The organism is uncultured Winogradskyella sp. (assembly GCF_947498345.1).
Taxonomy (GTDB): Bacteria; Bacteroidota; Bacteroidia; order Flavobacteriales; family Flavobacteriaceae; genus Winogradskyella.
Window position 1 is genome coordinate 514,193 of sequence record NZ_CANMJY010000001.1, and the last position, 25,200, is coordinate 539,392.

Annotated in this window: 30 protein-coding genes; 11 read left to right on the plus strand and 19 right to left on the minus strand. The window is 32.0% G+C overall.

The window, feature by feature from the left end; genetic code table 11:
* Positions 1–2: 2 nt before the first annotated feature.
* Positions 3–986 carry a D-alanine--D-alanine ligase gene (locus Q0912_RS02345; protein ID WP_299111590.1) on the minus strand — a complete coding sequence of 328 codons (984 nt, stop codon included), beginning with the start codon at positions 984–986 and terminating at the stop codon, positions 3–5.
* A 169-nt stretch (positions 987–1,155) separates the two neighbouring features.
* Here Q0912_RS02345 and Q0912_RS02350 point away from each other — a divergent pair, with 169 nt between their 5' ends.
* The 5 genes from Q0912_RS02350 (at position 1,156) to Q0912_RS02370 (ending at position 5,203) form a co-directional block, all read left to right on the plus strand.
* On the plus strand, positions 1,156–1,707 hold the full coding sequence (locus Q0912_RS02350; RefSeq protein WP_299111592.1) for a PASTA domain-containing protein: 552 nt from the start codon (positions 1,156–1,158) through the stop codon (positions 1,705–1,707).
* A gap of 4 nt (positions 1,708–1,711) precedes the next feature.
* Entirely contained in the window at positions 1,712–2,743 is a 1,032-nt protein-coding gene (locus Q0912_RS02355) for an RluA family pseudouridine synthase (protein ID WP_299111594.1), read from the plus strand.
* Positions 2,744–2,954: 211 nt separating this feature from the next.
* The gene (yaaA, locus tag Q0912_RS02360; protein ID WP_299111898.1) at positions 2,955–3,713 is read left to right on the plus strand and encodes a peroxide stress protein YaaA; all 759 of its coding nucleotides are present in this window, start codon (positions 2,955–2,957) and stop codon (positions 3,711–3,713) included.
* A gap of 30 nt (positions 3,714–3,743) precedes the next feature.
* Positions 3,744–4,466: a hypothetical protein gene (locus Q0912_RS02365; protein WP_299111596.1), complete on the plus strand. Its 723-nt coding sequence runs from the start codon at positions 3,744–3,746 to the stop codon at positions 4,464–4,466.
* A 56-nt stretch (positions 4,467–4,522) separates the two neighbouring features.
* Positions 4,523–5,203, plus strand: coding sequence for a uracil-DNA glycosylase family protein (locus Q0912_RS02370; RefSeq protein ID WP_299111598.1), 681 nt, complete (start codon positions 4,523–4,525; stop codon positions 5,201–5,203).
* On the opposite strand, the gene Q0912_RS02375 is transcribed toward Q0912_RS02370, so the two are convergent.
* The 15 genes from Q0912_RS02375 to Q0912_RS02445 all read right to left on the minus strand — a co-directional run bounded on the left by Q0912_RS02375 (position 5,200) and on the right by Q0912_RS02445 (position 16,422).
* The gene (locus Q0912_RS02375; protein WP_299111600.1) at positions 5,200–5,622 is read right to left on the minus strand and encodes a hypothetical protein; all 423 of its coding nucleotides are present in this window, start codon (positions 5,620–5,622) and stop codon (positions 5,200–5,202) included. The two genes, Q0912_RS02370 and Q0912_RS02375, sit on opposite strands and share 4 nt — an antisense overlap.
* Before the next feature lie 38 nt (positions 5,623–5,660).
* On the minus strand, positions 5,661–6,551 hold the full coding sequence (locus tag Q0912_RS02380) for a YitT family protein (RefSeq protein WP_299111602.1): 891 nt from the start codon (positions 6,549–6,551) through the stop codon (positions 5,661–5,663).
* A gap of 108 nt (positions 6,552–6,659) precedes the next feature.
* The gene (locus Q0912_RS02385) at positions 6,660–7,079 is read right to left on the minus strand and encodes an EF-hand domain-containing protein (protein WP_299111604.1); all 420 of its coding nucleotides are present in this window, start codon (positions 7,077–7,079) and stop codon (positions 6,660–6,662) included.
* Between the two features lie 86 nt (positions 7,080–7,165).
* Complete coding sequence (locus tag Q0912_RS02390; protein ID WP_299111606.1) at positions 7,166–7,618, minus strand: tRNA (cytidine(34)-2'-O)-methyltransferase; 453 nt, start codon at positions 7,616–7,618, stop codon at positions 7,166–7,168.
* Between the two features lie 46 nt (positions 7,619–7,664).
* On the minus strand, positions 7,665–8,435 hold the full coding sequence (gene trpA, locus Q0912_RS02395; protein ID WP_299111608.1) for a tryptophan synthase subunit alpha: 771 nt from the start codon (positions 8,433–8,435) through the stop codon (positions 7,665–7,667).
* A 124-nt stretch (positions 8,436–8,559) separates the two neighbouring features.
* A complete protein-coding gene (locus Q0912_RS02400; protein WP_299111610.1) occupies positions 8,560–8,862 on the minus strand; it encodes a GIY-YIG nuclease family protein in 303 nt (100 codons plus the stop codon).
* Between the two features lie 36 nt (positions 8,863–8,898).
* Positions 8,899–10,086: a tryptophan synthase subunit beta gene (gene trpB / locus Q0912_RS02405; RefSeq protein ID WP_299111613.1), complete on the minus strand. Its 1,188-nt coding sequence runs from the start codon at positions 10,084–10,086 to the stop codon at positions 8,899–8,901.
* Positions 10,083–10,658: a hypothetical protein gene (locus Q0912_RS02410; protein WP_299111615.1), complete on the minus strand. Its 576-nt coding sequence runs from the start codon at positions 10,656–10,658 to the stop codon at positions 10,083–10,085. The genes trpB and Q0912_RS02410 overlap by 4 nt, the downstream gene beginning before the upstream one ends.
* Positions 10,655–11,263, minus strand: a complete 609-nt coding sequence (locus Q0912_RS02415; protein ID WP_299111617.1) for a phosphoribosylanthranilate isomerase — start codon at positions 11,261–11,263, stop codon at positions 10,655–10,657. The genes Q0912_RS02410 and Q0912_RS02415 overlap by 4 nt, the downstream gene beginning before the upstream one ends.
* Entirely contained in the window at positions 11,260–12,045 is a 786-nt protein-coding gene (trpC, locus tag Q0912_RS02420; protein ID WP_299111619.1) for an indole-3-glycerol phosphate synthase TrpC, read from the minus strand. The genes Q0912_RS02415 and trpC overlap by 4 nt, the downstream gene beginning before the upstream one ends.
* A 40-nt stretch (positions 12,046–12,085) precedes the next feature.
* Entirely contained in the window at positions 12,086–13,078 is a 993-nt protein-coding gene (gene trpD, locus Q0912_RS02425; RefSeq protein ID WP_299111621.1) for an anthranilate phosphoribosyltransferase, read from the minus strand.
* Between the two features lie 81 nt (positions 13,079–13,159).
* Positions 13,160–13,726, minus strand: a complete 567-nt coding sequence (locus Q0912_RS02430) for an aminodeoxychorismate/anthranilate synthase component II (protein ID WP_299111623.1) — start codon at positions 13,724–13,726, stop codon at positions 13,160–13,162.
* Positions 13,727–13,731: 5 nt separating this feature from the next.
* Positions 13,732–15,132: an anthranilate synthase component I family protein gene (locus Q0912_RS02435; RefSeq protein ID WP_299111625.1), complete on the minus strand. Its 1,401-nt coding sequence runs from the start codon at positions 15,130–15,132 to the stop codon at positions 13,732–13,734.
* A 258-nt stretch (positions 15,133–15,390) separates the two neighbouring features.
* Entirely contained in the window at positions 15,391–15,960 is a 570-nt protein-coding gene (locus tag Q0912_RS02440) for a YceI family protein (protein ID WP_299111627.1), read from the minus strand.
* A gap of 3 nt (positions 15,961–15,963) precedes the next feature.
* Positions 15,964–16,422, minus strand: coding sequence for a MarR family transcriptional regulator (locus Q0912_RS02445; protein WP_299111629.1), 459 nt, complete (start codon positions 16,420–16,422; stop codon positions 15,964–15,966).
* A 103-nt stretch (positions 16,423–16,525) separates the two neighbouring features.
* Here Q0912_RS02445 and Q0912_RS02450 point away from each other — a divergent pair, with 103 nt between their 5' ends.
* From Q0912_RS02450 to Q0912_RS02470, 5 genes are all read left to right on the plus strand, one after another.
* A complete protein-coding gene (locus Q0912_RS02450; RefSeq protein ID WP_299111631.1) occupies positions 16,526–17,074 on the plus strand; it encodes a TlpA family protein disulfide reductase in 549 nt (182 codons plus the stop codon).
* Between the two features lie 27 nt (positions 17,075–17,101).
* Positions 17,102–17,713 carry a thioredoxin family protein gene (locus tag Q0912_RS02455; protein ID WP_299111633.1) on the plus strand — a complete coding sequence of 204 codons (612 nt, stop codon included), beginning with the start codon at positions 17,102–17,104 and terminating at the stop codon, positions 17,711–17,713.
* Positions 17,714–17,837: 124 nt separating this feature from the next.
* Positions 17,838–18,149 (plus strand): rhodanese-like domain-containing protein, encoded by a 312-nt coding sequence (locus tag Q0912_RS02460; RefSeq protein WP_299111635.1) that lies wholly within the window; start codon positions 17,838–17,840, stop codon positions 18,147–18,149.
* A gap of 20 nt (positions 18,150–18,169) precedes the next feature.
* Complete coding sequence (locus Q0912_RS02465; RefSeq protein WP_299111637.1) at positions 18,170–18,580, plus strand: rhodanese-like domain-containing protein; 411 nt, start codon at positions 18,170–18,172, stop codon at positions 18,578–18,580.
* 145 nt (positions 18,581–18,725) lie between these two features.
* Positions 18,726–20,702, plus strand: a complete 1,977-nt coding sequence (locus Q0912_RS02470; RefSeq protein WP_299111639.1) for a cytochrome c biogenesis protein CcdA — start codon at positions 18,726–18,728, stop codon at positions 20,700–20,702.
* Here Q0912_RS02470 and Q0912_RS02475 read toward each other — a convergent pair.
* On the minus strand, positions 20,699–21,427 hold the full coding sequence (locus Q0912_RS02475) for a nitroreductase family protein (protein ID WP_299111641.1): 729 nt from the start codon (positions 21,425–21,427) through the stop codon (positions 20,699–20,701). The genes Q0912_RS02470 and Q0912_RS02475 overlap by 4 nt on opposite strands.
* A 90-nt stretch (positions 21,428–21,517) precedes the next feature.
* Here Q0912_RS02475 and Q0912_RS02480 point away from each other — a divergent pair, with 90 nt between their 5' ends.
* Positions 21,518–22,522 (plus strand): hypothetical protein, encoded by a 1,005-nt coding sequence (locus tag Q0912_RS02480; protein WP_299111643.1) that lies wholly within the window; start codon positions 21,518–21,520, stop codon positions 22,520–22,522.
* Here the strand turns inward: Q0912_RS02480 and Q0912_RS02485 are convergent.
* A complete protein-coding gene (locus Q0912_RS02485) occupies positions 22,511–23,854 on the minus strand; it encodes a HAMP domain-containing sensor histidine kinase (RefSeq protein ID WP_299111645.1) in 1,344 nt (447 codons plus the stop codon). The genes Q0912_RS02480 and Q0912_RS02485 overlap by 12 nt on opposite strands.
* The gene (locus Q0912_RS02490; protein WP_299111647.1) at positions 23,844–25,193 is read right to left on the minus strand and encodes a sigma-54 dependent transcriptional regulator; all 1,350 of its coding nucleotides are present in this window, start codon (positions 25,191–25,193) and stop codon (positions 23,844–23,846) included. Before Q0912_RS02490 ends, Q0912_RS02485 begins: the two co-directional genes overlap by 11 nt.
* Positions 25,194–25,200: the final 7 nt, after the last annotated feature.

Here is a 25,200-nt window from a genome sequence, read left to right on the forward strand (position 1 = left end):
TACTAATTATTGTTTTTAAGCGCTTCCTCAATGGCATTTTCAAACAAATCCTGCATGGTAATATCAGCTTCAGCTGCTTGTTGCGGTAAAATACTTTCTTTAGTTAAACCCGGAACGGTATTCATTTCTAGCAAGTAAGGTTCGTCATCTTTAAAGATAAATTCGCTTCGCGAAAAACCAGTCATGCTGAGAATTTCATATATTTTTTGAGCTTCTTTTTTGACTTTATTTGCATAATTTTCAGAAATACGAGCGGGTGTGATTTCTTGTGATTTACCTTCATATTTAGCAGCATAATCAAAGAAATCATTTTCAGAAATAATTTCAGTAATAGGTAAAACCTTAGTTTCACCTTTATAAGAAATGACACCAACGGAAACTTCTACACCATCTAAAAATTGTTCAATAATAATTTCATTATCTTCCTTAAATGAATTCTCAATAGCAACTTTTAAATCTTCTTTTACATACACTTTAGATATACCAAAGCTGCTTCCAGCTTTATTGGCTTTAACAAAACAAGGTAAGCCAACTTTTGCTACTATAGCATTTTCATCAATAGCATCACCAAGATTTAGATAATAACTTTCGGCAGTTTTTATACCATAAGGTTTTAAGGTAGATAGTAAATCTCGTTTATTAAATGTTAAAGCCGCCTGATACATGTTACAACTTGTTTGCGGCATATTTAATAATTTCAAATAAGCTTGCATATAACCGTCTTCACCTGGTGAACCGTGTATAGCATTAAAAACACAGTCGAAAGTAATTTTAGTTCCATTTACTAAAACAGAAAAATCATTTTTATCTATAGGAAACTCTTCATTTTCAGCGTTAACAAATACCCATTTATCTTTAAAGATATGGATACGATATGCGTTGTATTTATGTTTGTCTAAGGCATTGTATACTACATTACCACTTTTTAGCGAAATTTCATATTCACTAGAATAACCTCCCATGATGATAGCAATATTTTTTTTCATCTTAAGTGCCCACACATGTGGGTAATTTTTATTTTAATGCTGTAATGTAAAAGTATCATTTATTTTGATAAACCAAATCTCTAATTGATACGTATTTTAAATGTGCCACGTTATAATAACATTATAATAACGTTATAATTTATTAGTTTTGTCTACCAATTATTGATTTATGAGTTTAGTAAAGTTTTTGACCAGTAAAGTATTTTTAAAGCAATTAGGATTAGCTATTGTGGCGACTATTGTTCTTAGTTTTATAATGCTAAAGTGGTTAAATATCACTACCAACCATGGCGAATTTGTAGAGGTGCCAGATCTAAAAGGAAAATCTATTGAAACGGCAAAAATAGAATTGGACGATAATGATTTGGCTATGGAAATACAGGATTCTGCAAATTTTAATCCTAATTATCCAAAGTATTCTGTTATAGAGCAAAGCCCTTTGGCTGGTTCTAAAGTCAAAGAGAACCGAAAGATTTACCTCATTTTAAACCCTTCGGGTTACCGAAAAGTTGAAGTGCCCAATATTTTAAAGCGTACATTTAGACAAGCTAAACCACAATTACAAGCTTTAGAATTTAAGATTGGTAACATTACCTACATTGATAATATTGGTAAAGATGTAGTTTTAGGGATGAAACATAAAGGCGAAACTTTAAAGCCAGGAGCCATGCTGCCATTAACATCTACCATAGATTTAGTTCTAGGTAACGGTAAACGTTAGTTATATGCCAGTAATCACTGATGCTTCTCAGCAAGGAGACGAACTTTATGAGCATTATGCTTTTAAAGTTGAAAAAGGCCAGCAACCATTACGGATTGATAAATACTTAATGAATTTTGTTGAAAACGCTACGCGGAATAAAATTCAGCAAGCTGCTAAAGATGGGTGCATTTTTGTCAATGGATCTACAGTGAAATCTAATTATAAGGTTAAGCCTAATGACCAGATTACTGTAAAATTTGAACATCCACCACACGAGCATTTATTGGTAGCAGAAGATATTCCTGTCGATATCGTATATGAAGATGATGAACTATTGGTTGTCAATAAACCAGCAGGGATGGTAGTACATCCAGGTCATGGTAATTATTCTGGGACTTTAATAAATGGTTTAATATTTCATTTTGAAAATTTACCAAATAATTCTAGTGATAGGCCAGGTTTGGTGCATCGTATTGATAAAGATACCAGTGGTTTGTTAGTAGTTGCTAAAACTGAACAAGCTATGGCACATTTATCTAATCAGTTTGCTGAAAAAACCAGTGAGCGCGAATATGTTGCTTTGGTTTGGGGAAATTTAACTGAAGATGAAGGTACAGTTGAAGGCAATATAGGTCGCCATCCTAAAAACAGATTGCAAAATACTGTTTATGAAGGAGATGAAGCTTATAAAGGAAAACCTGCTGTGACACATTATAAAGTTATTGAACGTTTAGGTTATGTCACTCTGGTAAGTTGTAAGCTAGAAACTGGACGTACACATCAAATCCGTGTACATATGAAACATATCGGACATACGCTTTTTAATGATGAGCGTTATGGTGGCGAAAAAATCTTAAAAGGCACCACATTTACCAAATACAAACAGTTTGTTGAGAATTGCTTTAAAGTTTTGCCACGCCAAGCCTTACATGCAAAAACTCTTGGTTTTGAGCATCCTACAACAGGTAAATGGTTGAGCTTTTCTACAGAAATTCCAGAAGATATGCAGCAATGTATTGAGAAATGGAGAGCTTATGCTAAACACCAAAGCTAATTACTACACAGGCATGAATCTCTCAGCGATAATGAAATAGAATAATATTATGCGAAACCTGTTTAATGTATTTCAGAATAGACATTCATTATATAACTATCAAGATTAGTTGTTGATATTACTTGAAACTCTTCAATTAACATCGTATTTTTACCTAATAGTAAAATATTGTTTAACCTAAATGAGATTCCTGCCTGTGCAGGAAATGCATATGAAACTTGTATTATCACCAGCCAAATCTTTAAATTTTGAAAGTAAAATACCTACTACTAAAACTTCAGAAGGTTGTTTTTTAACTGAAGCTGAACGCTTAAATAAATTACTTAAGAAGAAGTCGGCAAAAAGCTTATCTAAGCTCATGAAGATTTCTGATAATCTTGGTCAACTTAATTATGAGCGTAATCAAGAATGGCAATTACCTTTTACAAAAGACAATGCCAGACAAGCTCTATATGCATTTAGTGGTGATGTGTATAGAGGTATTGACGCGTATACAATAGATGTTAAAAAGCTAGATAAGGTACAAGACACAGTTCGTATAATTTCTGGATTATATGGCATTTTAAAACCATTAGATTTAATACAACCTTATCGTTTGGAGATGGGAACTAGAATGCCAGTAGGCAAGAATAAAAATCTCTATGAGTTCTGGAAGAAAAAAGTGACTCAAGCGTTAAATGATGAGTTAGGTGATGATGAACTCTTTTTGAATTTAGCGAGTAACGAATATTTTAAAGCTATAGATACAAAAGCTCTAAAAGTACCAGCTATTACTGCCAATTTTAAAGACTTAAAAAACGGAGAATATAAAACTATAATGACCTTTGCCAAATTGGCGAGAGGCTATATGACGCGCTATATTATAGATACTGATGCAAATACTATTGATGATGTTAAAGGATTTAACTACGAAGGTTATGGATTTAGTGAGGAGTTGTCTTCTGAAAAAGAGTTGGTTTTTATACGATAGTTTTTATCTTTAAAGGATTAACTATCATTAATGCGGTATTATTTAATTATTGCCATTCAAGGCTATTGTCTTTATCATATTTACAAAAACCGAAAACCTTATTATTGGTATTTTGTTGTGTTTTTTGTTCCTGTACTTGGACCAATAATATATTTTCTCATCAATATATATAATAAGCGTGATGCGGAGAAAATTCAAAGTGAGTTAACATCTATTATATATCCTACAAAGAAGATTCGTGATTTAGAAAAGAAACTCGAATTTTCTGATACATATTCAAATAGAATTGAATTGGCTGATGCCTATGTAGAAAATGGTGATATGCCTAATGCTATAGTAAACTATAAGCATACTTTAAGCGATATTGATCAAAATGATTTGTATGCAAGACAACAATTGATACTGTGCTATTTTCAACTTAAAGATTATGTTGGTGTTGTTGAGCATGCTGAAAAGATTAGGAATAAATCTAAGTTTAGAGGATCTAAACAGCAGTTTTGTTATGGTTTAGCACTAAAAGAATTAGGGAAAGTTGAAGCTGCAGAAATACAACTAAAACAAATAGACAGACCTTATTCTAATTATAATGAACGTTTAGAATTAGCTAAGTTTTATCTTGAAAATAATAGAAATTTCGAAGGTGTTGAGCTATTAAAAGAAATATCTTCTGAGTCTCAGCATATGACCAAACCAAACAGACGCGTCTATAGAAGTACTATTAATGAGGTAGAGCGTTTATTGAAGTCTATGTGAGATATTATGATGTCATGCTGAGCGTAGTCGAAGCACTAATTTATTTTTAGATTAATATGTTTCTCCATAAACATCCATACCAACCTTTTATACAAAAGGATACCAAGAAACTCATTGTTGGCACCTTGCCACCACCACGCTTTTCTACAGGAGAACTACTAGAAAAAGATGTTGACTTTTGCTATGGAAGTTATTACAATTCTTTGTGGTTGTTTATAGATAAGATTCATAGCCTTAATTTGCGTTATGACAATTCTTATGAAGCTATTGAAGAACGAAAGCAGTTTTTAATAAAACATCAAATTGGTGTTTGTGATATTGTAGAAAGTGCTGAACGCAAAAAGATAGATGCTTCAGATTTGGGAATGAAAAATATTAAATTAAGAGATGTTATTGGTTATCTAATGCAATACCCAAAGATAGAGACGATTTTATTTACTGGGGGAAATAGTAAAAACGGACCAGAATACTTTTTTAGGAGACATTTAAAAGATTATAAACTAAAGTTAGAGCTAGTAAATAACCAAGTGCCGAGAATTCACCAATTTTCCTTGTCCGTTAGGTTGAGCACAGTTGAAACCTCGCTTAGAACTATCAAAACCGTTTCCCTAACTTCTGGTTCAGGTGCAGCTAATATTTCAATCAGTCGATTACCACTTTACAAGCAATTAAAAGCCAAGAATCCTAGCTTTAATACCTTCGATTTTAGAGTAATGCAGTATCGTGAATTCTTTTAAAACTTATAACGCACATTTATCCCAAAACCATCCCATTTAAAATCGGTATCATCAATAATCCAAAAGGTCGGTCTGTAGTCTAAACCTAAAACAATAGGCACTTCTTTAAAGACATATTCTAATCCTATTTCACCACTAACACCTATATTAAACTCATCTTCAATATAGGTAGATGCACCAGCACCAACATACCAGTTAATGGCTTCTTCTCCAAGAGGTTTATAAATAAAGTCGTAAAGCGCATCGATACCAACTCCATCACCAAAAGAGAGATTGGCATGGATTCTATTGCCTTCAAAATCAAAGACTCCATCAATGGCAATAGTATTACCTGTCACTTCACCAAATCTTAGTCCTATTTCCTGAGCATTTAATTGTGTGGTTAAAAGAAGAATAAAAGCTATAAGTATTTTTTTCATTAGAAATGTTTATATAAGTTTTCAAAATTATTAAACTTTCAGACTTTAGGCAAAATCTTATTCTTTTTCTTATCTAAATAATGACGAAGAACACCACCTTTTACGGAATTGACATCAAATTCTACAATAAATGCTTTTGGGTCAATGCGATTAACTACCCGATACATTTTTTTAATGTCAATACGGTTTATGATGGTATGGATGATATCAAAATCCTCTTGCTTTCCAGAGCTTCCCATACCACGCGTTCCTTTATAAAGTGTCATGCCTGTTCCGAGTTCTTCCATGATAGCAACTTCAATGGCACTAAATTGTTTTGACACTATCGTAATACCAATAAAATCTTCAAACCCTTCAATAATTAGATCGGTGACTTTTGCAGTGACGATATAGGTTAAAATGGAATATAGAGCAACTTCGGTTGAAATCACCCAAGCCGTGATGGCAAATAATATAATATTAAACACCAGAATAACTTTGCCTATCGTAATGCCAAAGGTGTCATTGAGATAAACTCCCAGAATTTCGGATCCATCAAGTACAGAACCGTTTCTTATGGCTATACCAATGCCAGCTCCTAAAAACAAACCACCAAATATTGAAATGAGCAACTTATCATCAGTTATGATTTCGAAATTTTCGAAATGAATAAATAAGGCCAAACCAAGAATACTAATAATCGATTTAATAACAATGCGTTTTGAAACCGTATAAAAGCCAAGAATTAAAAACGGAACACTAAAAATGACGAGTAATATCGAAATGTTAATATCCACCAATCGATTCACTAAAAGAGCAATTCCTGTTACTCCTCCATCTAAAAACCCATTAGGTAATAAAAAAGCTTTGAGTCCAATACTAGCGAGTACAATGCCAAAAGCAATCTGCCCATATTCGTATAAAAGCTTAAGTGTTTTTGTGTTTTTCAAATGCTGGTTTTGTTTTGATTAAAAGATACAAAACGAAAATTGGTTATCATATGTTTATGTATAAAAAATCCTCTAGAGTTTCTAGAGGATTATTATTACGACATCTTATTAATGGCGTTTATGCTTACGCTTTTTTCTATGCGTTTTATTGTCTTCTGTAAAGGCCTTGTATTCAGCTAAATCGATATTGCCATCTCCGTTGGCATCCATTTCTGCAAAACGCTTTTCTATACGTTCTGTTTTGACCAGTTCTTTTAGGGATTTAAATTCTTCAATAGATAAACCGCCATTGGCATCAGCATCTAAAGCTTTAAAACGGTCGTTCATGACTTCGGTTTTAATCTCTTCGCGTTGGCGTTTAGATGTGAACTCCTCTAGAGATAACTCACCGTCTGCGTTGGTGTCTAATTTTTTAAAGAACTCTTCTAGGTTACCTCTTTTTTTACTCCTGTGTTCTTGGGCATTTACAAATGATAAGCTGCATATAACAACCATACATAAACTTACTTTTACTGTTTTTGAAATCATAATTTTTTGTGTTTTTAATTAATGAACACTACTAAGACTTCAGTTTTTTTAAAGCGTTTAACCTTTAGATTGGTTTTATGAAAAAATTAACTAAGTTGTCTTAAACCTTCATAAACAATAATGCTTACAGCATTGGCTAGGTTAAGGCTTCTTATATGTGTACTATACATTGGTATTTTAAAAAGTTGCGTTTTATGTTGCTCTATTAAATGCTTGGGTAAGCCTACAGATTCTTTACCAAAAACTAAGAACATATTGTTGGTATAATTAATATCCCAATGCGATTTTGTACCATGACTCGATAAGAAGATCATTTTAGCATCTTTATTTTTTGCAAAGAACTCATCTATGCTATTGTAATAAATGACTTCTATGTGTTGCCAATAATCTAGCCCTGCACGTTTAAGACGTTTATCATCAATTTCAAACCCAAAGGGTTTTACCAAGTGCAGACTAGAGTCTGTAGCTAAGGCCAAACGACCAATATTACCAGTGTTGTTTGGGATTTCGGGTTCTATGAGGACGATGTTAAGTGGCATAATACTTCTTGAGAAGGCAGGAATCTTTTTTAATTTAATAGTTTATTTACAAATTCAATATTCTACTTACAAAATCATCAATAGAGTTAGCACCATTATTAGTGAGATGCTTAATAAAAGCACTACCAATGATAGCTCCCTTAGCATATCTTGTGGCTTGAGTAAAGGTGTCATTATTGGAAATTCCAAAGCCAACGATTTGCGGATTCTTAAGATTCATATTTGCAATACGCTCAAAATAATCCGTTTGTGTACTTCCAAAACCAGATTGAGCTCCAGTTGTACTCGCAGAACTTACCATATAGATAAATCCAGTTGAAATGGAATCAATATAACGAATACGTCTATCAGACGTTTGTGGTGTAATTAAAAAGACATTAATTAAGCCATATTTTTCAAATGTAGCTTTGTAATGTTCATCATAAACATCAACTGGTAAATCAGGAATAATTAAGCCGTCAATACCAATCTCTTGACATTTTTTACAAAAAGCTTCTACACCATATTGCAACACAGGATTAAAGTAACCCATAATTATTAATGGGATTCTTACAAAAGGTCTTATATCCTTGAGTTGTTTAAATAATTTTTCTGTGGTCATTCCATTTTTAAGTGCGGCAGTAGAACTGGCTTGGATAGTTGGACCATCGGCCAAAGGATCACTAAATGGTAACCCTATTTCAATCATATCTACTACGCCAGATAGTTCTAGCTTTTGTATAATTGAAACTGTGTCATCAATCTCGGGATAACCTGCAGTAAAATATATTGACAAGAGTTTTTTGTCTTCTTTTAATTTTTGGTTTATTCTGTTCATGTTTACTTTCCACGAAAGTGGAAATCTTTTAATTAAACTTTCTTTTGTTTTGGTAACCCTGAACTTGTTTCAGCATTTTTAATCATTTTTGGTTTGTCATTCCTGCGTAGGCAGGAATCCATTCTCAATTATTCCAATCTTTTGCTAAATCCTTCCATCCAGAATTCTCTTCTTCAATTAAGTTGATTTTCCATTGTCGTTTCCATTTCTTCATATTCTTTTCTCTTTTTATAGCGTCGTTTATATATTGATAACTTTCGAAATAGACAAGTTGAGTCAAATCATATCTTTTAGTAAAACCTTCTATAAGTTTGTTCTTGTGTTCAAAAATTCGTCTTTCTAAATCATTAGTTATACCAATATAAAGTGTTCCGTTCTTTTTATTGGTTAGGATATATAAATAATATTGATGAATTGTTTTATACATGCTTGTGGATTCCTGCCTACGCAGGAATGACAGTAGTTACAATTTAAAATAATCAATATAATTCTGTAAATCTTTATCGCCACGGCCAGACAGACTGATTACCACAATATCATCTGGTTGAAACGTTTTATGCTCAAAAATGGCCAATGCATGACTTGTTTCAATAGCTGGAATAATGCCCTCTAATTGACATAATTCTAATCCTGCTGTCATAGCTTCATCATCTGTTGCAGAATAAAATTCACCTCGCCCAGATTTGTATAAATGCGAGTGTAATGGACCAACACCAGGATAATCCAATCCAGCCGAAATAGAGTAGGGCTCAGTAATTTGTCCGTCTTTTGTTTGCATTAACAAGGTTTTACAACCATGGATGATGCCTTCTTTTCCTAAAGCAGAAGTTGCAGCACTTTTGCCCGAATGAATCCCTTTACCAGCGGCTTCGACTGCAATAATACCTACATTTTCATTATCTAAAAAATGATAGTAAGTACCAGCGGCATTACTTCCGCCTCCAATACAGGCGACTACATAATCTGGGTCTTCTTTACCTTCTTTGTCCTTTAACTGCCATTTTATTTCTTCCGAGATTATAGATTGAAATCGTGTTACCATATCTGGATAAGGATGGGGTCCAATAGCAGAACCTATGATATAATGTGTGTCTACAGGATTATTAATCCAATCGCGAATAGCTTCATTAGTGGCATCTTTAAGAGTACGACTACCAGATAACGCTGGACGAACTTCTGCACCCAACATTTTCATACGCGCCACATTTGGTGCTTGCCTTGCTATGTCAATTTCTCCCATATAAACAATACATTCAATGCCCATTAATGCACAAACTGTAGCTGTGGCAACTCCGTGCTGACCAGCACCAGTTTCGGCAATAATTCTGTTTTTACCTAAACGTTTTGCCATAAGGATTTGCCCAATGGTATTATTGACTTTATGCGCTCCAGTATGGTTGAGGTCTTCTCTTTTTAGATACACTTTGGTGTTGTATTTTTCTGAAAGACGTTTTGCAAAATAGAGTGGGGAAGGTCTTCCTACATAATCCTTTAGTAATTGATGAAACTCTTCTTGAAAAGAAGATTCTGCCATTATTTTCAGGTAGTTCTGACGCAATTCTTCAACATTCGGATAAAGCATTTCTGGTATAAACGCTCCACCAAATTCTCCGTAATAGCCTTTGTCGTTGATATTATAAGTATTTTTCATTCTCTTTCTCTTTTTCTCTTGTATTTTGAAAATACTTTAGTGTAGTTGTCTCCAAATGTAATTTTGGTAATCCACTTGTATTTATGTTTTACTGGTGTTTCATCTATATAGCCTTGAGCATTAAAATATTCAATATGAACTGCTTTTTTTGTGAATTCAGCTATAGAACCAATACAAAATAATTTATCCTCGTAGCGTTCACATTCGGTAATAATATGTAGTTTTTTAGTTTTTAAGTCAATAAAAATTGTTTCCCAAGAGCTCAAATCAATATCTGATAGTTTATCAATCTCAAACCAAGATTTTTTATGTTCAGATTTATTTATAAAATCATAATATTTATCATTGTCATTATATCTTATTCCCTTAACTGTGTAAGTTGGAATAATTTGATAGCCTCTAAACTCAAAATCATCTTCCTCTTTAACAAGAATAAAATCTTCAGAGTATTTTATGATATAACCTCTTAGTATTTCTTCAAAGTCGCCTTTTATTCCACGTTTAATTCTAGCGTAGAGTCTATTATCAAAGTGCTTTTGAATTTTTTTATTAATCTTATCTTTTTTGCTCATAATGAGTCTTTAAATTCTTTTAAATCTTCAATATGTTTTAACCCAGGCTCTATTTCAAATTTGCTGTTGACATCAATGGCATAACAGTATTTTGAAGCAGAACTTTTTGTAAATGCATTTATGTTTTCTAGTTCTTTTAAACCAATGCCACCACTTAAAAAGTAAGGTTTGGTTGAAGGATAATCTTTTAATATATCCCAATTAAAAGTATAACCGTTTCCGCCTGGTAATTTTCCTTTAGTGTCAAATAAGAAGTAATCGCAAACATCTTCATAGTGACTTAACACTGAAAAGTCAAAATCATTTTTTATAGAAAAGACTTTAATAATTTCCTTATTTGTAGATTTTAATAATCTACAAACTTCAGGTGATTCATGGCCATGCAACTGTATAGCATCTAGTTGGTGTTTTTCAATTTTACTTACTATTACTTCTACTTTTTCATCCACAAAAACACCAACCTTTTTAATGCTTTTTGGTAACTCTGGAATGGTGTCATAAAAATCTCTTGGTGAATTTTCATAAAATATAAAACCCAAAAAATCAGGTTGCAGCTGTGCAACTTCAGCAGTATTGTATTTCATTCCGCAGACTTTTAATTTCATGTTTCCAAAGTGTTTATGAATTCTGTTACACTAGATCCCGGATTATCCGTTTTCATAAAGTTTTCACCAATTAAAAATCCTTTGTAACCATAAGGTTGTAATTCCTTTATGGCTTCAACAGCACTAATACCACTCTCAGACACTTTTACAAAATCATCAGGTATTTGTTCACTTAATTGTTTTGAAGTTTCTAAACTCACTTCAAATGTTTTAAGGTTTCTATTGTTAACACCAAGCATATCTAAAGACGGCATAATTGATTTATACAATTCTTCTTCATTATGTACTTCTAGCAATACATCTAATTTTAAACTCTTTGCTAATTCTGAAAACTGTTTAATCTCATCTCTGGTTAAAATGGCTGCAATTAATAAGACTACATCTGCACCATAAGCCTTAGCTTCTATAATTTGATAAGGATCTACAATGAATTCTTTTCTTAATAGCGGAAGATTACAACTTGCTCTCGCCACTATTAAATCGTCTAGTGATCCTCCAAAATACTTACCATCAGTTAGAACAGACATACCACAGACTCCAGCATTTTCATAACCTTTTGCTACATCCTGAACATTTAAACTTTGATTAATAACAGACTTAGATGGCGATCGTCTTTTATGCTCTGCTATGATTCCGGATTTGCTTGCTTTTAATTTCTGAACTAATGAGTTTGTTTCACGTTCAAAAAGTATAGAAGCTTCTAGTTGCTGAGTAGGGATTAGGGATTTACGTAAGTCTACTTCCTTGCGTTTATCTATTACTATTTTGTCTAAAATGTTCATATTCATTGCCTGCATATGCAGAAACCTTATTAGTTGTTTTTTATTTACTTAACTCAATTAATTTACTCAAACTTTCTTTCGCTTTGCCTCCTAATAAAGATTCTTTAGCTAATTCAAATCCTTCTTTATGCGAAATCTGCTTTACAGTTGCTATGGCTAATCCAGCATTAGCGCAAACCACATTATTATGGGCAACAGTACCATTACCATTAATTATTTTGGTGAATAATCTTGCCGCTTGCTGTACTGTATTTCCTCCAAAAATCTCTTTTTGCTCTATTTTATTCAGTCCTAAATCTTGAGGGCTGAATAGCGTTTCAGAAGTATTAGAAATGACCTTTGTTTTTCCTGTTAAAGAGATTTCATCATAACCATCTAAAGCATGTACAACAGCATAATTTTTATTAGATTCTTGATATAGATAACCATAAAGTCTTAATAATTCTAGATTAAATACACCTACCATCTGGTTTTTAGGGAATGCAGGATTTACCATTGGTCCTAGCATATTGAAGAAGGTTTTTACACCTAATTCTTTACGAATAGGTGCCACATTTTTCATGGCTGGATGAAAAAGAGGAGCGTGTAATACACAAATGCCAGCTTCATCGATACTACGTTTTAAAAAATCTATATCATTAGAAAACTTTATACCTAAATGTTCCATGACATTAGAAGACCCACAGGCAGAAGATACACCATAATTACCGTGTTTTGTTACATGGATTCCAGCACCAGCAGTTACAAAAGACGATAATGTTGAAATATTAAAAGTATCCTTGCCATCTCCTCCTGTACCACATAAATCGATTGTGTTGTAGTTTTGTAAATCTACTGGAATACATAATTCTAGAAGCGCGTCTCTAAAACCCCGAAGTTCATCAATGGTTATACTACGCATCATATATACCGTAAGGAAAGAAGCTATTTGACTTTGGTTATACTTTCCATTGGAAATATTCACCAAAACATTTTTTGCTTCTTCACTTGAGATGCTTTCTTGATTAATAAGCCTATTTAGTAGTTCTTTCATGAAATAGATTTAAGATTTTTGCCAAACTTTTAATTCTTTGTAATTGTTCATATCTAAAGTCTAATTTATAGTGCTTAAAGACTAGCTATTAACCCAATTTTCTAATATCTTTTTTCCATCTGGTGTTAAAACAGACTCAGGGTGATACTGAACTCCTTTAACATCGTAGACTTTATGCCTCAATGACATGATTTGACCGTTAGAATCAAAAGATGTTGCCTCTAAGCTGTCTGGTAAATCAGTATTGACAACCCAAGAATGGTATCGACCTACTTCAAAGGTTTTGTTAAGTCCTCTAAACAAGGTCTCATCATCAACTGAAAGCGTAATATGTGTAGCAACACCATGATAAACTGTATCTAAATTTTCTAAAGAGCCACCAAAAACCTCACCAATAGCCTGCTGTCCTAAACATACTCCTAAAATGCTTTTTGTTGGTGCATATTGGGCAATAATTTCTTTAAGCAATCCTGCTTCGTCTGGTATTCCTGGACCAGGTGATAAGAGTATTTTTTCAAATGCATCAACTTCTTCTAAAGTGAGTTTATCATTTCTTTTTACCGTAACATCACAATCTAAATCTTCTAAATAATGAACCAAATTATAGGTGAAACTATCGTAGTTATCTATGACTAATACTTTTTTCATCAATCTTATATTTTTTTAGCTTGTTCTATAGCATTAGTTAAAGCACCAAGCTTGTTATATACTTCTTGTAATTCGTTTTCTGGATTAGATTTAGCGACTAATCCTGCTCCTGCTTGCCAGAAGAGTTTATGGTTTTTGCTTAAAAATGTTCTAATCATTATGGCATGATTATAATTACCTTCAAAATCCATAAAACCTATTGCACCTCCATAGTATGCTCTGTTTGTTTTTTCGTACTTCTCAATGAGTTGCATTGCCATGTGCTTTGGAGCTCCACTTAATGTACCCGCTGGAAATGTATCAGCTACGATTTGCATAGTGTCTGTATTTTTATGTTTAACACCTGTGACTTTGCTAACTAAATGAATGACGTGGGAAAAGAATTGTACTTCTCTGTAATTTTCAACAGTAACATCATGACTATGTCTGCTTAAGTCGTTACGAGCTAAGTCTACTAACATTACGTGTTCACTATTCTCTTTATCATCTTCAATAAGTTGTTCTGCTAATTCAGCATCTTTAAGATCATTTCCTGTACGTTTAAAGGTACCTGCTATTGGATGAATCTCTGCTTTATTTTTATTAACAACTAGTTGTGCTTCGGGTGAGCTGCCAAATATTTTAAAGTTTCCATAATCAAAATAGAAGAGGTAAGGAGATGGATTTATGCTTCTTAATGCCCTGTATACGTTAAATTCATCTCCACTAAATTTTTGTGAAAAACGCTTAGAAAGCACCAATTGAAATACATCACCGCGAGCACAATGTTTCTTAGCTAGCTCTACATGTTCTTTATATTCCTCGTCCGAAAGATTAGACTCTATATTACCTTTGGTGTTAAAATCGTATGATGCATATTGTCTTGTTTGAATGAGTTGAAGAATATCATCAATGTTATTTTCTGTATCAAAACAATGTGCAAAAATATAAGCTTCATTTTTAAAGTGATTAATAGCAATGATGTTTTGATAAACGGCATAATAGATATCTGGAATATTAATAGAGTTTTCTTTTTTCGACAGATCTATATCTTCAAAATACTTTACGGCATCATAAGCTGTGTAGCCAAATATACCATTGTTAATGAATTTAAATTCATGGTTTGAATCTACTTTAAACCGTTGGGTAAATTTGTGAATCTCATCTACAACACCAACTTTATTTACAAAGTTGTTTTTTGAACTTCCATCTGGATAAGTCTGGGAGATTGTATTGCCTTCTACCTTAATAGATGCTATTGGATTACAACAGATATAGGAGAAACTATTATCATTGGCATGGTAATCACTACTCTCTAGTAAAATACTATTAGGAAACCGATCTCTTATCTTAAGATAAATACTTACAGGTGTAATAGTGTCTGCCAGAATCTTTTTGTAATGGGTATAAAGACTAAATGTTTTCATCTATTTTTAATTAAAAAAGGCTTGTCGTGAATGACAAGCCTTTTTCTATATTTAGCATACTAAGGATTATTTCACGAACATGAGTTTGAGAAATTCCACCACCAAGTATGATTTGTTATTTTTTTCATTTTGAAAGTCAAATATAGAAATGATAATTTTCATTTCAAACTAATTTTAAAAAAAGATTCCTGCTTCAACAAAAATAATTGTTTTGACAGGAATCCATATAACAAGATTGCTATTAATCAGTTATGGTTTTTAAAATTTTAGCGTAACATTTAGGTCAAATTCATCATAGATTGCTTTGTCTTTTAAGTTATCAAAGAAGCTTGAAGAACCATATTTGATATCGAATTTGGTGCGATCTATTTTTACAAATGCTGTTGCAGAATTATCTTTTGTGTACATATTGAATGTGATAATATTAGTAATATCCTTTATGGTTAAGTCCGCTGTAACATTGTATTTACCATTTTTTCCTTCTACGGTAGTAATTTTTAAACTTGCTGTTGGGTGATTTTCTACACCAAAAAAGTCAGCAGATTTTAAATGACCATCTAACTTACCTTTATATTCACCCTCTAAATCAGTAGTGTTTATTGTGTTCATATCCATTACAACGTTACCGCCAGTTAGAGTTTTACCGTCAAATATTAAAGTTCCGCTTTTTAAATTGATAGTACCTTCGTGTTGACCTGTAACTTTATAACCTTTCCAGCTAATTTGACTTTCTTCAATATTAATTGCTTTTTCTTTCAATACTGTAAAAGACATAAATGATAGTGCCAAAATCACTACTAATCCGATGTTAAAATTTCTGTTTTTCATAATTTATTGATTTTTAAGTTTAATTAAAAGTGTATTTAATTGTATCAACTCTTTTTGAGTTAAGTTTTTTGTTATATTTTTTTCAGCTGCTTCGATTATTGGATCAATGTGTATTAAGGTGTCTTTTCCTAAACCTGTAATAATAATTTCTACTTTTCTCCTATTTGCTTTACAAATAGTTCGTTTTACAAATTTCTTTTTAATGAGTTTATCTACTAAGCGCGTAGTATTACTCATTTTATTAACCATACGTTCTTGGATATCTTGCAAGTTAATTGCTTTACCATTTTGTCCTCTAAGAATTCTTAGTACGTTAAACTGCTCTATGGAAAGATCGTATGGCTTTAGTTGTAATTGTAATTCATCTTTTACCCAGCTATTTGAATAAAATATATTAATAACTGTAGCTCTTTCCAGAGGTATTTCAGATTTGGTCTTTAATATTTTTTTTAATTCTTTCATATACAACAATTGTATATACAAATGTAATGAAGTTTTTTAATTTACCAATTAATATTTTGTTAAATTTTAAAAGTACAACGAGTTGGATTCATAACTTTATCGGATGAAGTGGTTATTTTTAGTACTCTTAATTTGTGTTTTTTCATGCAAAGATCATTCTTCTAATACTGATACTGAAGCATCTGCTTTAACTAGCGAAGAAGTAAATGGAGTTTTGGCTTTTGAATCGGATATAGATTTAAAAATTTATGATTATGATGGTTTAGAGCCATTAATCAACAAAACAGATGATAAGGTACATGTTGTAAATTTCTGGGCTACATGGTGTGCTCCATGTGTTAAGGAGCTTCCTTATTTTGAAGAAATAAATGTAAAATATAAAAATAATAATGTAGAAGTGTTATTGGTAAGTTTAGACTTTCCAAAAAATTATGAAACTAAGCTTAAACCTTTTATAAGAAGTCACGACTTAAAATCTAAAGTTGTAGCATTTGATGATACAAATCAAAATCGATGGATACCAGCGATCAATAAAAACTGGTCAGGTGCAATACCAGCTACCATAATTTATAAAGGTGATAAAAGAAAGTTTTATGAGAGGTCGTTTACACAAGAAGAATTAGAAGTTGAAATCCAGGGATTTCTTAAATAAATAAACAATTTTTAAAATAGATTACTTATGAAAATTTTAAAATTACTCGCAGTTATGGTGTTAGCACTCACAATTTCTGCTTTTACAATTAACACTGAAGGTAATGGTTATAAAATAGGAGATATTGCTACAGATTTTAGTCTGGAAAATATTGATGGAAACATGGTGTCACTCTCAGATTTTAAAACTGCTAAAGGTTTTATAGTTGTGTTTACATGTAATACTTGTCCTTATGCTGTTGCATATGAGGACAGAGTAGAGGCATTAAACAAAAAATATGCAGATAAAGGCTATCCTGTAATTGCAATTATGCCTAATAATACAAATGTTAAGCCAGGTGACAATATGGAAGCCATGAAAGCAAGAGCCAAAGCAAAAGGGTTTACATTTCCTTATCTAATGGATAAAGGGCAGAAAATATATCCGCAATATGGGGCAACAAAAACACCTCATATCTACATTTTAGAAAAGACTAAAAAAGGAAATGAAGTAAAATACATAGGAGCCATAGACGATAATTATAAAGATGCTTCTCTGGTTAATGAGAAATATGTTGAAAATGCTGTTGATGCTTTATTAGAAGGTAATGAGATTAAGGTAAAAGAAACCAGAGCTATAGGCTGCTCCATAAAGGTATAAGCGCAGAAGATTAAAATTTCTACAGAAAAAATGTTAAATAATTAATCCGAAGTGTAACACTTCGGGTTTTTTTACGTCTATATCATAAGGAAATGTTAATTTTGTTTAAGCAAAATAGCAATTCATGGCAGATTTATCTCAAAAAGATTGGACAAAACAACTTGAGCAAGATAATAATTCGGTTGTTTTAGATGTTAGAACACAAGAAGAAGTTGAGTTAGGTATTATACCTAACGCACTTCATATAGATATATATAAGGGTCAGGGTTTTATTGATGAAATTAATAAACTGGATAAAACGAAGAACTATTATGTGTATTGTAAAGCTGGAGGACGAAGTGCCCAGGCTTGTGCAGTAATGAATCAATTGGGATTTGCAAACGCCTATAATTTAGTTGGTGGTTTTAGTGAGTGGGAAGGAGAAGTTACCGACTAAAATTAAATTTTACAATGATTATGAAAAAAGTACTCTCCATCTGTTGCCTGGTATTAGTGATAAGTTTAACTACAAGTTGTTTAGATAGTAAAGAAGCTGGTGCAGATGTAAAGCTAGTAACTGCAGAAGAAATGCAATCTATTTTAGAAATGGAAGAAGTGCAATTGGTTGATGTTCGCACACCAAAAGAGTATAACCAAGAGCATATTGTAAGTTCGCAAAACATAGACTTTATGTCTCCAACTTTTGAAGAGGATATTAAAAATTTAGATAAAGCTAAGCCTGTAATTTTATACTGTAAAGGTGGTAATAGAAGTGCTAAATGTGCTAAGAAGCTAAAAGATGCCGGTTTTGAAAAAGTATACGATTTAGAAGGAGGTATTTCTAAGTGGAAACATTCTGATAAATTAAAGATCGAAGTCAGATCATAAAAGTTACACTAATTATAAGTATAAAACCGAGCCTATTATTGTTCGGTTTTTTTATGCCTTAATTCCTAAGGATTTTATAAATTAGACGACTTTAAAATCGTAATAAAACCACATCGTTTACATTTGTGGCTTAATGCATAACTCTATGACGTTTAAAAAAGGACTTCTCTACTGCTTTTTAGCATTTTGTTTTTCATTCAATTTATCTGCACAAGAATTAGAACCCGTTACATGGGAGTATTCTATAGAGAAAATTTCAGATAGCGAGTATGACTTAGTATTTACAGCTAATATTGAAGACGGATGGTATATGTATTCGCAAGAAGAGTCTGAAGGTTTAGGACCTTTACCTACATATTTTGAATATAAAAATCAAGAAAGTAATTATAAGCTTATAGGTAAAACTAAAGAACCGGATGTTAAACCTAAATATGACAAGGTTTTTGAATTAGATGTAAAAAAGTTCGAAAAGGAAGCTCAATTTAAACAACGTATATCTTTAATAAATTCGGAATTTAAAGTTATAGAAGCACGAGTAGATTTTCAAGCTTGTGATGATGGTAAGTGTATAATGTTAGACAAGATATTTAACCTTTCACTTGATGGTTCTGCAATTGAAAAGAAAAACATAGTTATAGATGAACGAAGTAAAGAACTATCTAATGCATTAGAATTAAATGTCACAGGATGGGATAAGTACGAAGAGCAGAATGTAGAACAAAAGAGTAATCTTACTATTTTCTTTTTAGGCTTTTTAGGTGGTTTGATAGCCTTACTCACTCCGTGTGTTTTTCCCATGATTCCTCTAACTGTATCGTTTTTTACAAAGAGTGCAAGTGATCCTAAAAAAGGGCTGTTTAATTCTATCTTGTATGGATTCTTTATCTTTTTAATTTATGCTTTGTTAAGTATTCCATTTCATTTGTTAGATTCATTAGATCCTGGAATCTTAAACAATATTTCTACTAATGTGACGCTAAATGTTATATTCTTTATCATTTTTATTGCTTTTGCATTTTCATTTTTTGGATATTACGAATTAACGTTGCCTCAGTCCTGGAGTGCAGCAATGGATAGTAAAGCCAACAAAATAGGCGGCTTTATAGGTGTCTTTTTTATGGCATTGACTTTAGCAATCGTATCATTTTCTTGTACAGGACCAATTTTGGGTACATTGCTCGGAAGTTCATTAACAGCAGATGGTGGTGCCACACAATTAACGATGGGAATGAGTGGTTTTGGTTTGGCTTTAGCATTACCGTTTACATTATTTGCAATGTTCCCTAAATGGTTAAATTCATTACCTAAATCTGGAGGGTGGCTAAATACTGTAAAGGTAGTTCTAGGTTTTATAGAGTTAGCATTAGCACTTAAATTTTTGTCTAATGCAGACTTAGTTGAACATTGGGGACTTTTAAAACGCGAAGTATTTATTGGTCTTTGGATAATTATAGGAATAGGTTTAGCACTTTACCTTTTTGGAAAAATAAAGTTTCCGCATGATGGTCCACTTCAAAAATTAAGTAAGGGAAGAATTACAACAGGAATTTTAGTTATTGCCTTTATCATTTATTTAATACCAGGTCTAACAAATACAAAATATGCTAATCTAAAACTCTTAAGTGGTTTTCCTCCACCTATGTTTTATAGCTTATATGAAAAAACATCTGAATGCCCTTTAGATCTAAATTGTTATAAAGATTTAGAGCAAGGTATTGCAGCCGCAAAATCTGAAAACAAGCCTATATTGCTTGACTTTACAGGTTGGGCATGTGTTAATTGTAGAAAAATGGAAGAACAGGTATGGAGTACTTCTAACGTTTACGATATGTTACAAGATAATTATGTCATTATATCACTTTATGTCGATGATAAAAAAGCGTTGCCAGAAGATGAGCAATTTCAATATTTAAGGACTAATGGTACAGTTAAGGCTATTGAAAGTATAGGTGATAAATGGGGAACATTACAAACTATAAACTTTAAAAATAACTCTCAGCCTTATTATATTTTATTAGATCATAATATGGGCTTATTAAATGTTACTAATGCTTATGAGCCTAATGCAGATGCCTATCTTAGTTGGTTAAAAACAGGCTTAGAAAACTTTAAAAAACACTAAACCTCAAAATACACGTTTTCAAAAGGAATTCGAAAGCGTGGCCCATAGATACCTTTGTCGTCTCTTATGCCACAACCTATAACCATATTAATTTCGGCACCTCTGGGAAGTTTTAAAATTTGCTTTACTCTTAAGGTGTCGCTTCCTTCCATAGGACACGTATCGTAACCAATAGCGGCCATACTGGTCATAAAATTTTGTGCAGCTAATCCAGCACTTTTATGGGCTACAATACGCATATCACTAAGACGTGTTTGTCTGTATATAGGCTTGAATAATCCAACAACCTGAAATACAAAAAATTTAATGTAACCAAGAATACCTAAGAAATCAGTGTAAATAGTTGGGATGAGTTTTTTATAGTAATTAGTAGCCATTTTTTTACGCTTCAAATCGCGTTCACTTAGCCCTTCTTTATTATAAACTTCATTTAAAAATTCAATATTGGCATTTGCACGCTTGCGCCATAAATCTTTCCGTACCACTACGACAACTAATTGCTGAGCTGTTTTTGCTGCACTCTGATTAAAACATGCCTCTGCCAATCGTTTTAATTTATTTTTATCGGTAATATGATAAAATTCCCAAAGTTGAAGGTTGCTACTTGTAGGTGCCAGAGACGCATTGACTAAACATTGTTTTACTTTTTCTATATCAATAGGGTCATCTTTGTAAACTCTTGTAGATCGTCTATAGGCAATTGCTTCTGAAACTGTTTTTTCCATTATTAATTATTAGAAAATATAATCTACAAGATAATTGAATTAAATATATTTAATTCAATTTTAATAGAAAGCTTATCTTGAAACCTTATTATGAAGAGTGAAACTATTGACTATATTAATATTGGGTTGTTAATTGTATCCTTTGTAGCTGCGATTTACTTACCTTTTGAGTTATTTCTTTTTTCTTACGCGTTTCTTGGACCACTACATTATTTAACAGAAATCAATTGGCTCGATGATAAAAAATATTTTATAAGATCTCAATCTAAAATCTATAAGATATTTATTGTTTTGGCATCTATCATAGCTGTTTACCCATTGCTTAAATATATTGATGATGATTTTTTCAGTTTTATGAGCTCACAAAAGCATATAATCCTTGTTTCAGGTTTTTTGTTTTCTATAAGTTTAATTCTGTTTTCAAAGTCGAAACAATTAATTATAGCTTTTATTATTAGTGCTTTACTATCAGTTTTATGTTTATTGTTTTTACCTAAGATTATTATGGTATTGGGTGTCTTTTTACCTACACTGATTCATGTTTATATCTTTACATTACTTTTTATGATTTATGGTCAGTTAAAACACTTTACTAAAGCTGGTATTGTGAGTATAATTCTTTTAGTCTTAGTTCCTATTGCACTATTTTTTATTGATATGGTGCCCAATTCTTATGAGGCCTCAGAATTTGCTCTGCAAACATTTATAGGTAGTGGTTTTTTATCTATTAACACAATTGTCGCAGACTTCTTTGCAGATATAAATACAGATACTATTAACCTAATGTCTCCTATAATACTTAAAGTCCAGGTTTTTATAGCTTTCGCATATACTTACCACTATCTTAATTGGTTTTCAAAAACTTCAATTATAGGTTGGAAATCGAGCTTAAGTAGCAAACGAACAAAGTATATTATTTTAGTATGGTTGGGCTCAGTGTGTATTTATTTATACAATTATATCACAGGACTGACAGTCCTATTTTTTCTTAGTTTGTTACATGTAGTATTAGAGTTTCCTTTAAATGCAGTAACTATAAGAGAAATAATTAATGTTAGTTTAAAGAAAATGAAATTAAACCAATCAAAAAACTAAACTAAATACTGTGCCTTCACCTTCTATGCTTTTCACAATTATTCGACCTTTATGTAGTAACATAATTTGCTTACAAAGGCTTAAGCCAATACCACTTCCCGTAGCTTTGCTGGTGAAAAAAGGTACAAATATGTTCTCGAGAATATCTTGAGGTATTCCAGAACCATTATCATAGACTTTAATGACAATGTCTCTATTAGAATTTTGAGATGCTAATACTTTAATTTGAGCGTCATCTTTATGCTTGCATGCATCAACTGCGTTAAGCAAAAGATTAATCAAAACTTGTTCAATAAGGTGCGTGTCTATATCTAATGTTAGCTTAGGTCCAGAAATTTTAAATTCTATGTTAATATTTTTAGCCTCTATTGAAGGTGCCATCAATAACTGAATATTATTAAATAGTTCAGATACTTTAACCCGTTGAAGATTTAAGTTAGTAACCTTGCTAAGACTTCTGTACGTTTTGGCAAATTTCAACAAGCCATCACTGCGTTTTTTTATTGTTTTGATTCCAGAGTTAAGATCGTCTAATTGCAATGTGTTTTCCTTAGGTTGTTCAATTACCAATTGCAGATTAGATTGGAGTGTGTCTGCTAAAGAAGAAATCGGAGCAATAGAATTCATGATTTCATGAGTCATAACACTTAATAATTTTTTCCAGGATTCAGACTCATTCTTATTTAAAGTATTATCTATATCCTGAATAACAATCAATTTAAAAGCATCATCATCAACCTGAAACACAGTATCTGAAATTAAAATTTTAATACTTTCATTCTGTAGCGCAATTGAAATAGAATTGGGTTCTCTATGGTAAGTTTCAAAAATGGTATTGAATAATTCTGGTTTTCTGTTTTCAACAAACCGTATGTTTTTAAACGTAGGTATATCTAAAATATCACCAAACGAATCATTAGTCCATAGAACATCACCAGTTTCAAGATTATAAGCAATAATACCAATATCTATCATTTCTAAAATCTTCTGTAAATAAACATATTGTGCCTGATTCTGAGAATTAATTTCTTTTATGGTTCTATTAATCTCATTAAATCCTGTATACAAAAACCGGATATCTTTAGGGCCTCTATCTTCTGGAAACCATCTCGAAAAATCACGATATTTTACAGCTTCAAAAAAATCATCCATGGCTACAAATCGTCGCTTTACAAAACTATAGGTATTGATAAGTACATAGAGGATAACTAAGCCGATAATTACTGCATAAGTGTTATTGTCATTATATATAAAATATGTAATAGCGAGAATGAGACCGACAAGGAGTATAATTTTAAAAAATAATCTAACAATATAGCCTTTATAGTTCATATTTATCTAGTCGTCTATAAAGTGCAGCTCTAGTAATCCCTAGTTCTTTGGCAGATTTTGAGACATTACCTTTATGCTTTTCTAACACTGTTAGAATTGCATTTTTTTCAATATCATCTAGGTTTAAGCTCGTTGTTTCAAGACTTTTAGTAGTGGTTGAGCGTTCAATAGAAGAGAAGACTAAATCTTCAGGTTTTAAAACATTACCATCTGTCATAATTACTGCGCGCTCTAGTACATATTGAAGTTCCCTAACATTGCCAGGGAAGTCATGTTTTTTTAATTTTGAAATAAATCCAGAATCAAAAGAGAATGCATTTTTATTATATTTTTCAGCATAAAGGGATACAAAATAATGGGATAATTCAGTAATGTCTGTACCTCTATCTCTTAAAGGTGGAATGGTTATATCTACTGTATTTATTCTATATATTAAATCTTTTCTAAACCGTTTTTCATTTGCTAAAACTTTTGGATCTTCATTAGTTGCGCAAATCAGCCTAATATCTATAGGTATAGATTCATTTGAACCCAAAGGTGTCACCTGTCTGTTTTGTAATACAGTTAGTAGCCTTACTTGTTGGCCTAAGGTGATATTGCCAATTTCGTCTAAAAACAATGTACCACCATTGGCGGCTTCAAAACGTCCTTTTCTATCTTCTCGTGCATCTGTAAAGGCTCCTTTTCTGTAACCGAATAATTCACTTTCAAATAACGAAGATGTTAAAGCGCCAACGTCAACTTTTATAAAAGGCTTATCTTTTCTATTAGAATTATCGTGAAGCGCTCTTGCAATCAAATCTTTGCCTGTGCCATTTTCACCAAGAATTAAAATATTAGCATCTGTGGGTGCCACTTTTTCTAACTTAACAAAGACATCATTCATAGCATCACTACTACCAATAATTTCTACACTGTTGGTATTAAAATTTTCTTTTTGAGAAGTCTTTGTTTTCTTACTAAGAATAGTAGTAATGGTTTCTATGACTTTTTCATTCTTCCATGGTTTCATTAAAAAATCTGAAGCCCCTTCTTTTAGACCTCTTATGGCCAAATCAATATCAGCATAAGCTGTCATTAGAATAATCGAGGTTTCAGAGCTTTGTTTTTGAATTTTATGTAACCAAAAAATCCCTTCATTACCTGTATTGACAAGCCCATTAAAATTCATATCTAAAATGACTATATCAAAATAAGTTCGCTCAATAAGAGAAGGAATATTATTAGGGTTTTTTTCGGTTACAACGTCCTTAACAAGTGGCTTAAGGAGTAAACGTAATGCGTTAAGTACGTCTACGTCATCATCGACAACTAATATGCTAGCATTTTTTAAAACCATTTATACA

What these genes read in the sequence shown, in the direction of transcription:
- Q0912_RS02390 (WP_299111606.1), bottom strand. Translation starts at nt 7,618, where the DNA reads ATGCCACTTAACATCGTCCTCATAGAACCCGAAATCCCAAACAACACT.
- Q0912_RS02415 (WP_299111617.1), bottom strand. Translation starts at nt 11,263, where the DNA reads ATGAAATTAAAAGTCTGCGGAATGAAATACAATACTGCTGAAGTTGCA.
- Q0912_RS02445 (WP_299111629.1), bottom strand. Translation starts at nt 16,422, where the DNA reads ATGAAAGAATTAAAAAAAATATTAAAGACCAAATCTGAAATACCTCTG.
- Q0912_RS02345 (WP_299111590.1), bottom strand. Translation starts at nt 986, where the DNA reads ATGAAAAAAAATATTGCTATCATCATGGGAGGTTATTCTAGTGAATAT.
- Q0912_RS02375 (WP_299111600.1), bottom strand. Translation starts at nt 5,622, where the DNA reads ATGAAAAAAATACTTATAGCTTTTATTCTTCTTTTAACCACACAATTA.
- Q0912_RS02485 (WP_299111645.1), bottom strand. Translation starts at nt 23,854, where the DNA reads ATGAACTATAAAGGCTATATTGTTAGATTATTTTTTAAAATTATACTC.
- Q0912_RS02460 (WP_299111635.1), top strand. Translation starts at nt 17,838, where the DNA reads ATGGCAGATTTATCTCAAAAAGATTGGACAAAACAACTTGAGCAAGAT.
- Q0912_RS02475 (WP_299111641.1), bottom strand. Translation starts at nt 21,427, where the DNA reads ATGGAAAAAACAGTTTCAGAAGCAATTGCCTATAGACGATCTACAAGA.
- trpB (WP_299111613.1), bottom strand. Translation starts at nt 10,086, where the DNA reads ATGAAAAATACTTATAATATCAACGACAAAGGCTATTACGGAGAATTT.
- Q0912_RS02450 (WP_299111631.1), top strand. Translation starts at nt 16,526, where the DNA reads ATGAAGTGGTTATTTTTAGTACTCTTAATTTGTGTTTTTTCATGCAAA.
- Q0912_RS02455 (WP_299111633.1), top strand. Translation starts at nt 17,102, where the DNA reads ATGAAAATTTTAAAATTACTCGCAGTTATGGTGTTAGCACTCACAATT.
- Q0912_RS02440 (WP_299111627.1), bottom strand. Translation starts at nt 15,960, where the DNA reads ATGAAAAACAGAAATTTTAACATCGGATTAGTAGTGATTTTGGCACTA.
- Q0912_RS02400 (WP_299111610.1), bottom strand. Translation starts at nt 8,862, where the DNA reads ATGTATAAAACAATTCATCAATATTATTTATATATCCTAACCAATAAA.
- Q0912_RS02480 (WP_299111643.1), top strand. Translation starts at nt 21,518, where the DNA reads ATGAAGAGTGAAACTATTGACTATATTAATATTGGGTTGTTAATTGTA.
- Q0912_RS02350 (WP_299111592.1), top strand. Translation starts at nt 1,156, where the DNA reads ATGAGTTTAGTAAAGTTTTTGACCAGTAAAGTATTTTTAAAGCAATTA.
- trpC (WP_299111619.1), bottom strand. Translation starts at nt 12,045, where the DNA reads ATGAACATTTTAGACAAAATAGTAATAGATAAACGCAAGGAAGTAGAC.
- Q0912_RS02465 (WP_299111637.1), top strand. Translation starts at nt 18,170, where the DNA reads ATGAAAAAAGTACTCTCCATCTGTTGCCTGGTATTAGTGATAAGTTTA.
- trpA (WP_299111608.1), bottom strand. Translation starts at nt 8,435, where the DNA reads ATGAACAGAATAAACCAAAAATTAAAAGAAGACAAAAAACTCTTGTCA.
- Q0912_RS02430 (WP_299111623.1), bottom strand. Translation starts at nt 13,726, where the DNA reads ATGAAAAAAGTATTAGTCATAGATAACTACGATAGTTTCACCTATAAT.
- yaaA (WP_299111898.1), top strand. Translation starts at nt 2,955, where the DNA reads ATGAAACTTGTATTATCACCAGCCAAATCTTTAAATTTTGAAAGTAAA.
- Q0912_RS02490 (WP_299111647.1), bottom strand. Translation starts at nt 25,193, where the DNA reads ATGGTTTTAAAAAATGCTAGCATATTAGTTGTCGATGATGACGTAGAC.
- Q0912_RS02365 (WP_299111596.1), top strand. Translation starts at nt 3,744, where the DNA reads ATGCGGTATTATTTAATTATTGCCATTCAAGGCTATTGTCTTTATCAT.
- Q0912_RS02435 (WP_299111625.1), bottom strand. Translation starts at nt 15,132, where the DNA reads ATGAAAACATTTAGTCTTTATACCCATTACAAAAAGATTCTGGCAGAC.
- trpD (WP_299111621.1), bottom strand. Translation starts at nt 13,078, where the DNA reads ATGAAAGAACTACTAAATAGGCTTATTAATCAAGAAAGCATCTCAAGT.
- Q0912_RS02385 (WP_299111604.1), bottom strand. Translation starts at nt 7,079, where the DNA reads ATGATTTCAAAAACAGTAAAAGTAAGTTTATGTATGGTTGTTATATGC.
- Q0912_RS02410 (WP_299111615.1), bottom strand. Translation starts at nt 10,658, where the DNA reads ATGAGCAAAAAAGATAAGATTAATAAAAAAATTCAAAAGCACTTTGAT.
- Q0912_RS02370 (WP_299111598.1), top strand. Translation starts at nt 4,523, where the DNA reads ATGTTTCTCCATAAACATCCATACCAACCTTTTATACAAAAGGATACC.
- Q0912_RS02470 (WP_299111639.1), top strand. Translation starts at nt 18,726, where the DNA reads ATGACGTTTAAAAAAGGACTTCTCTACTGCTTTTTAGCATTTTGTTTT.
- Q0912_RS02355 (WP_299111594.1), top strand. Translation starts at nt 1,712, where the DNA reads ATGCCAGTAATCACTGATGCTTCTCAGCAAGGAGACGAACTTTATGAG.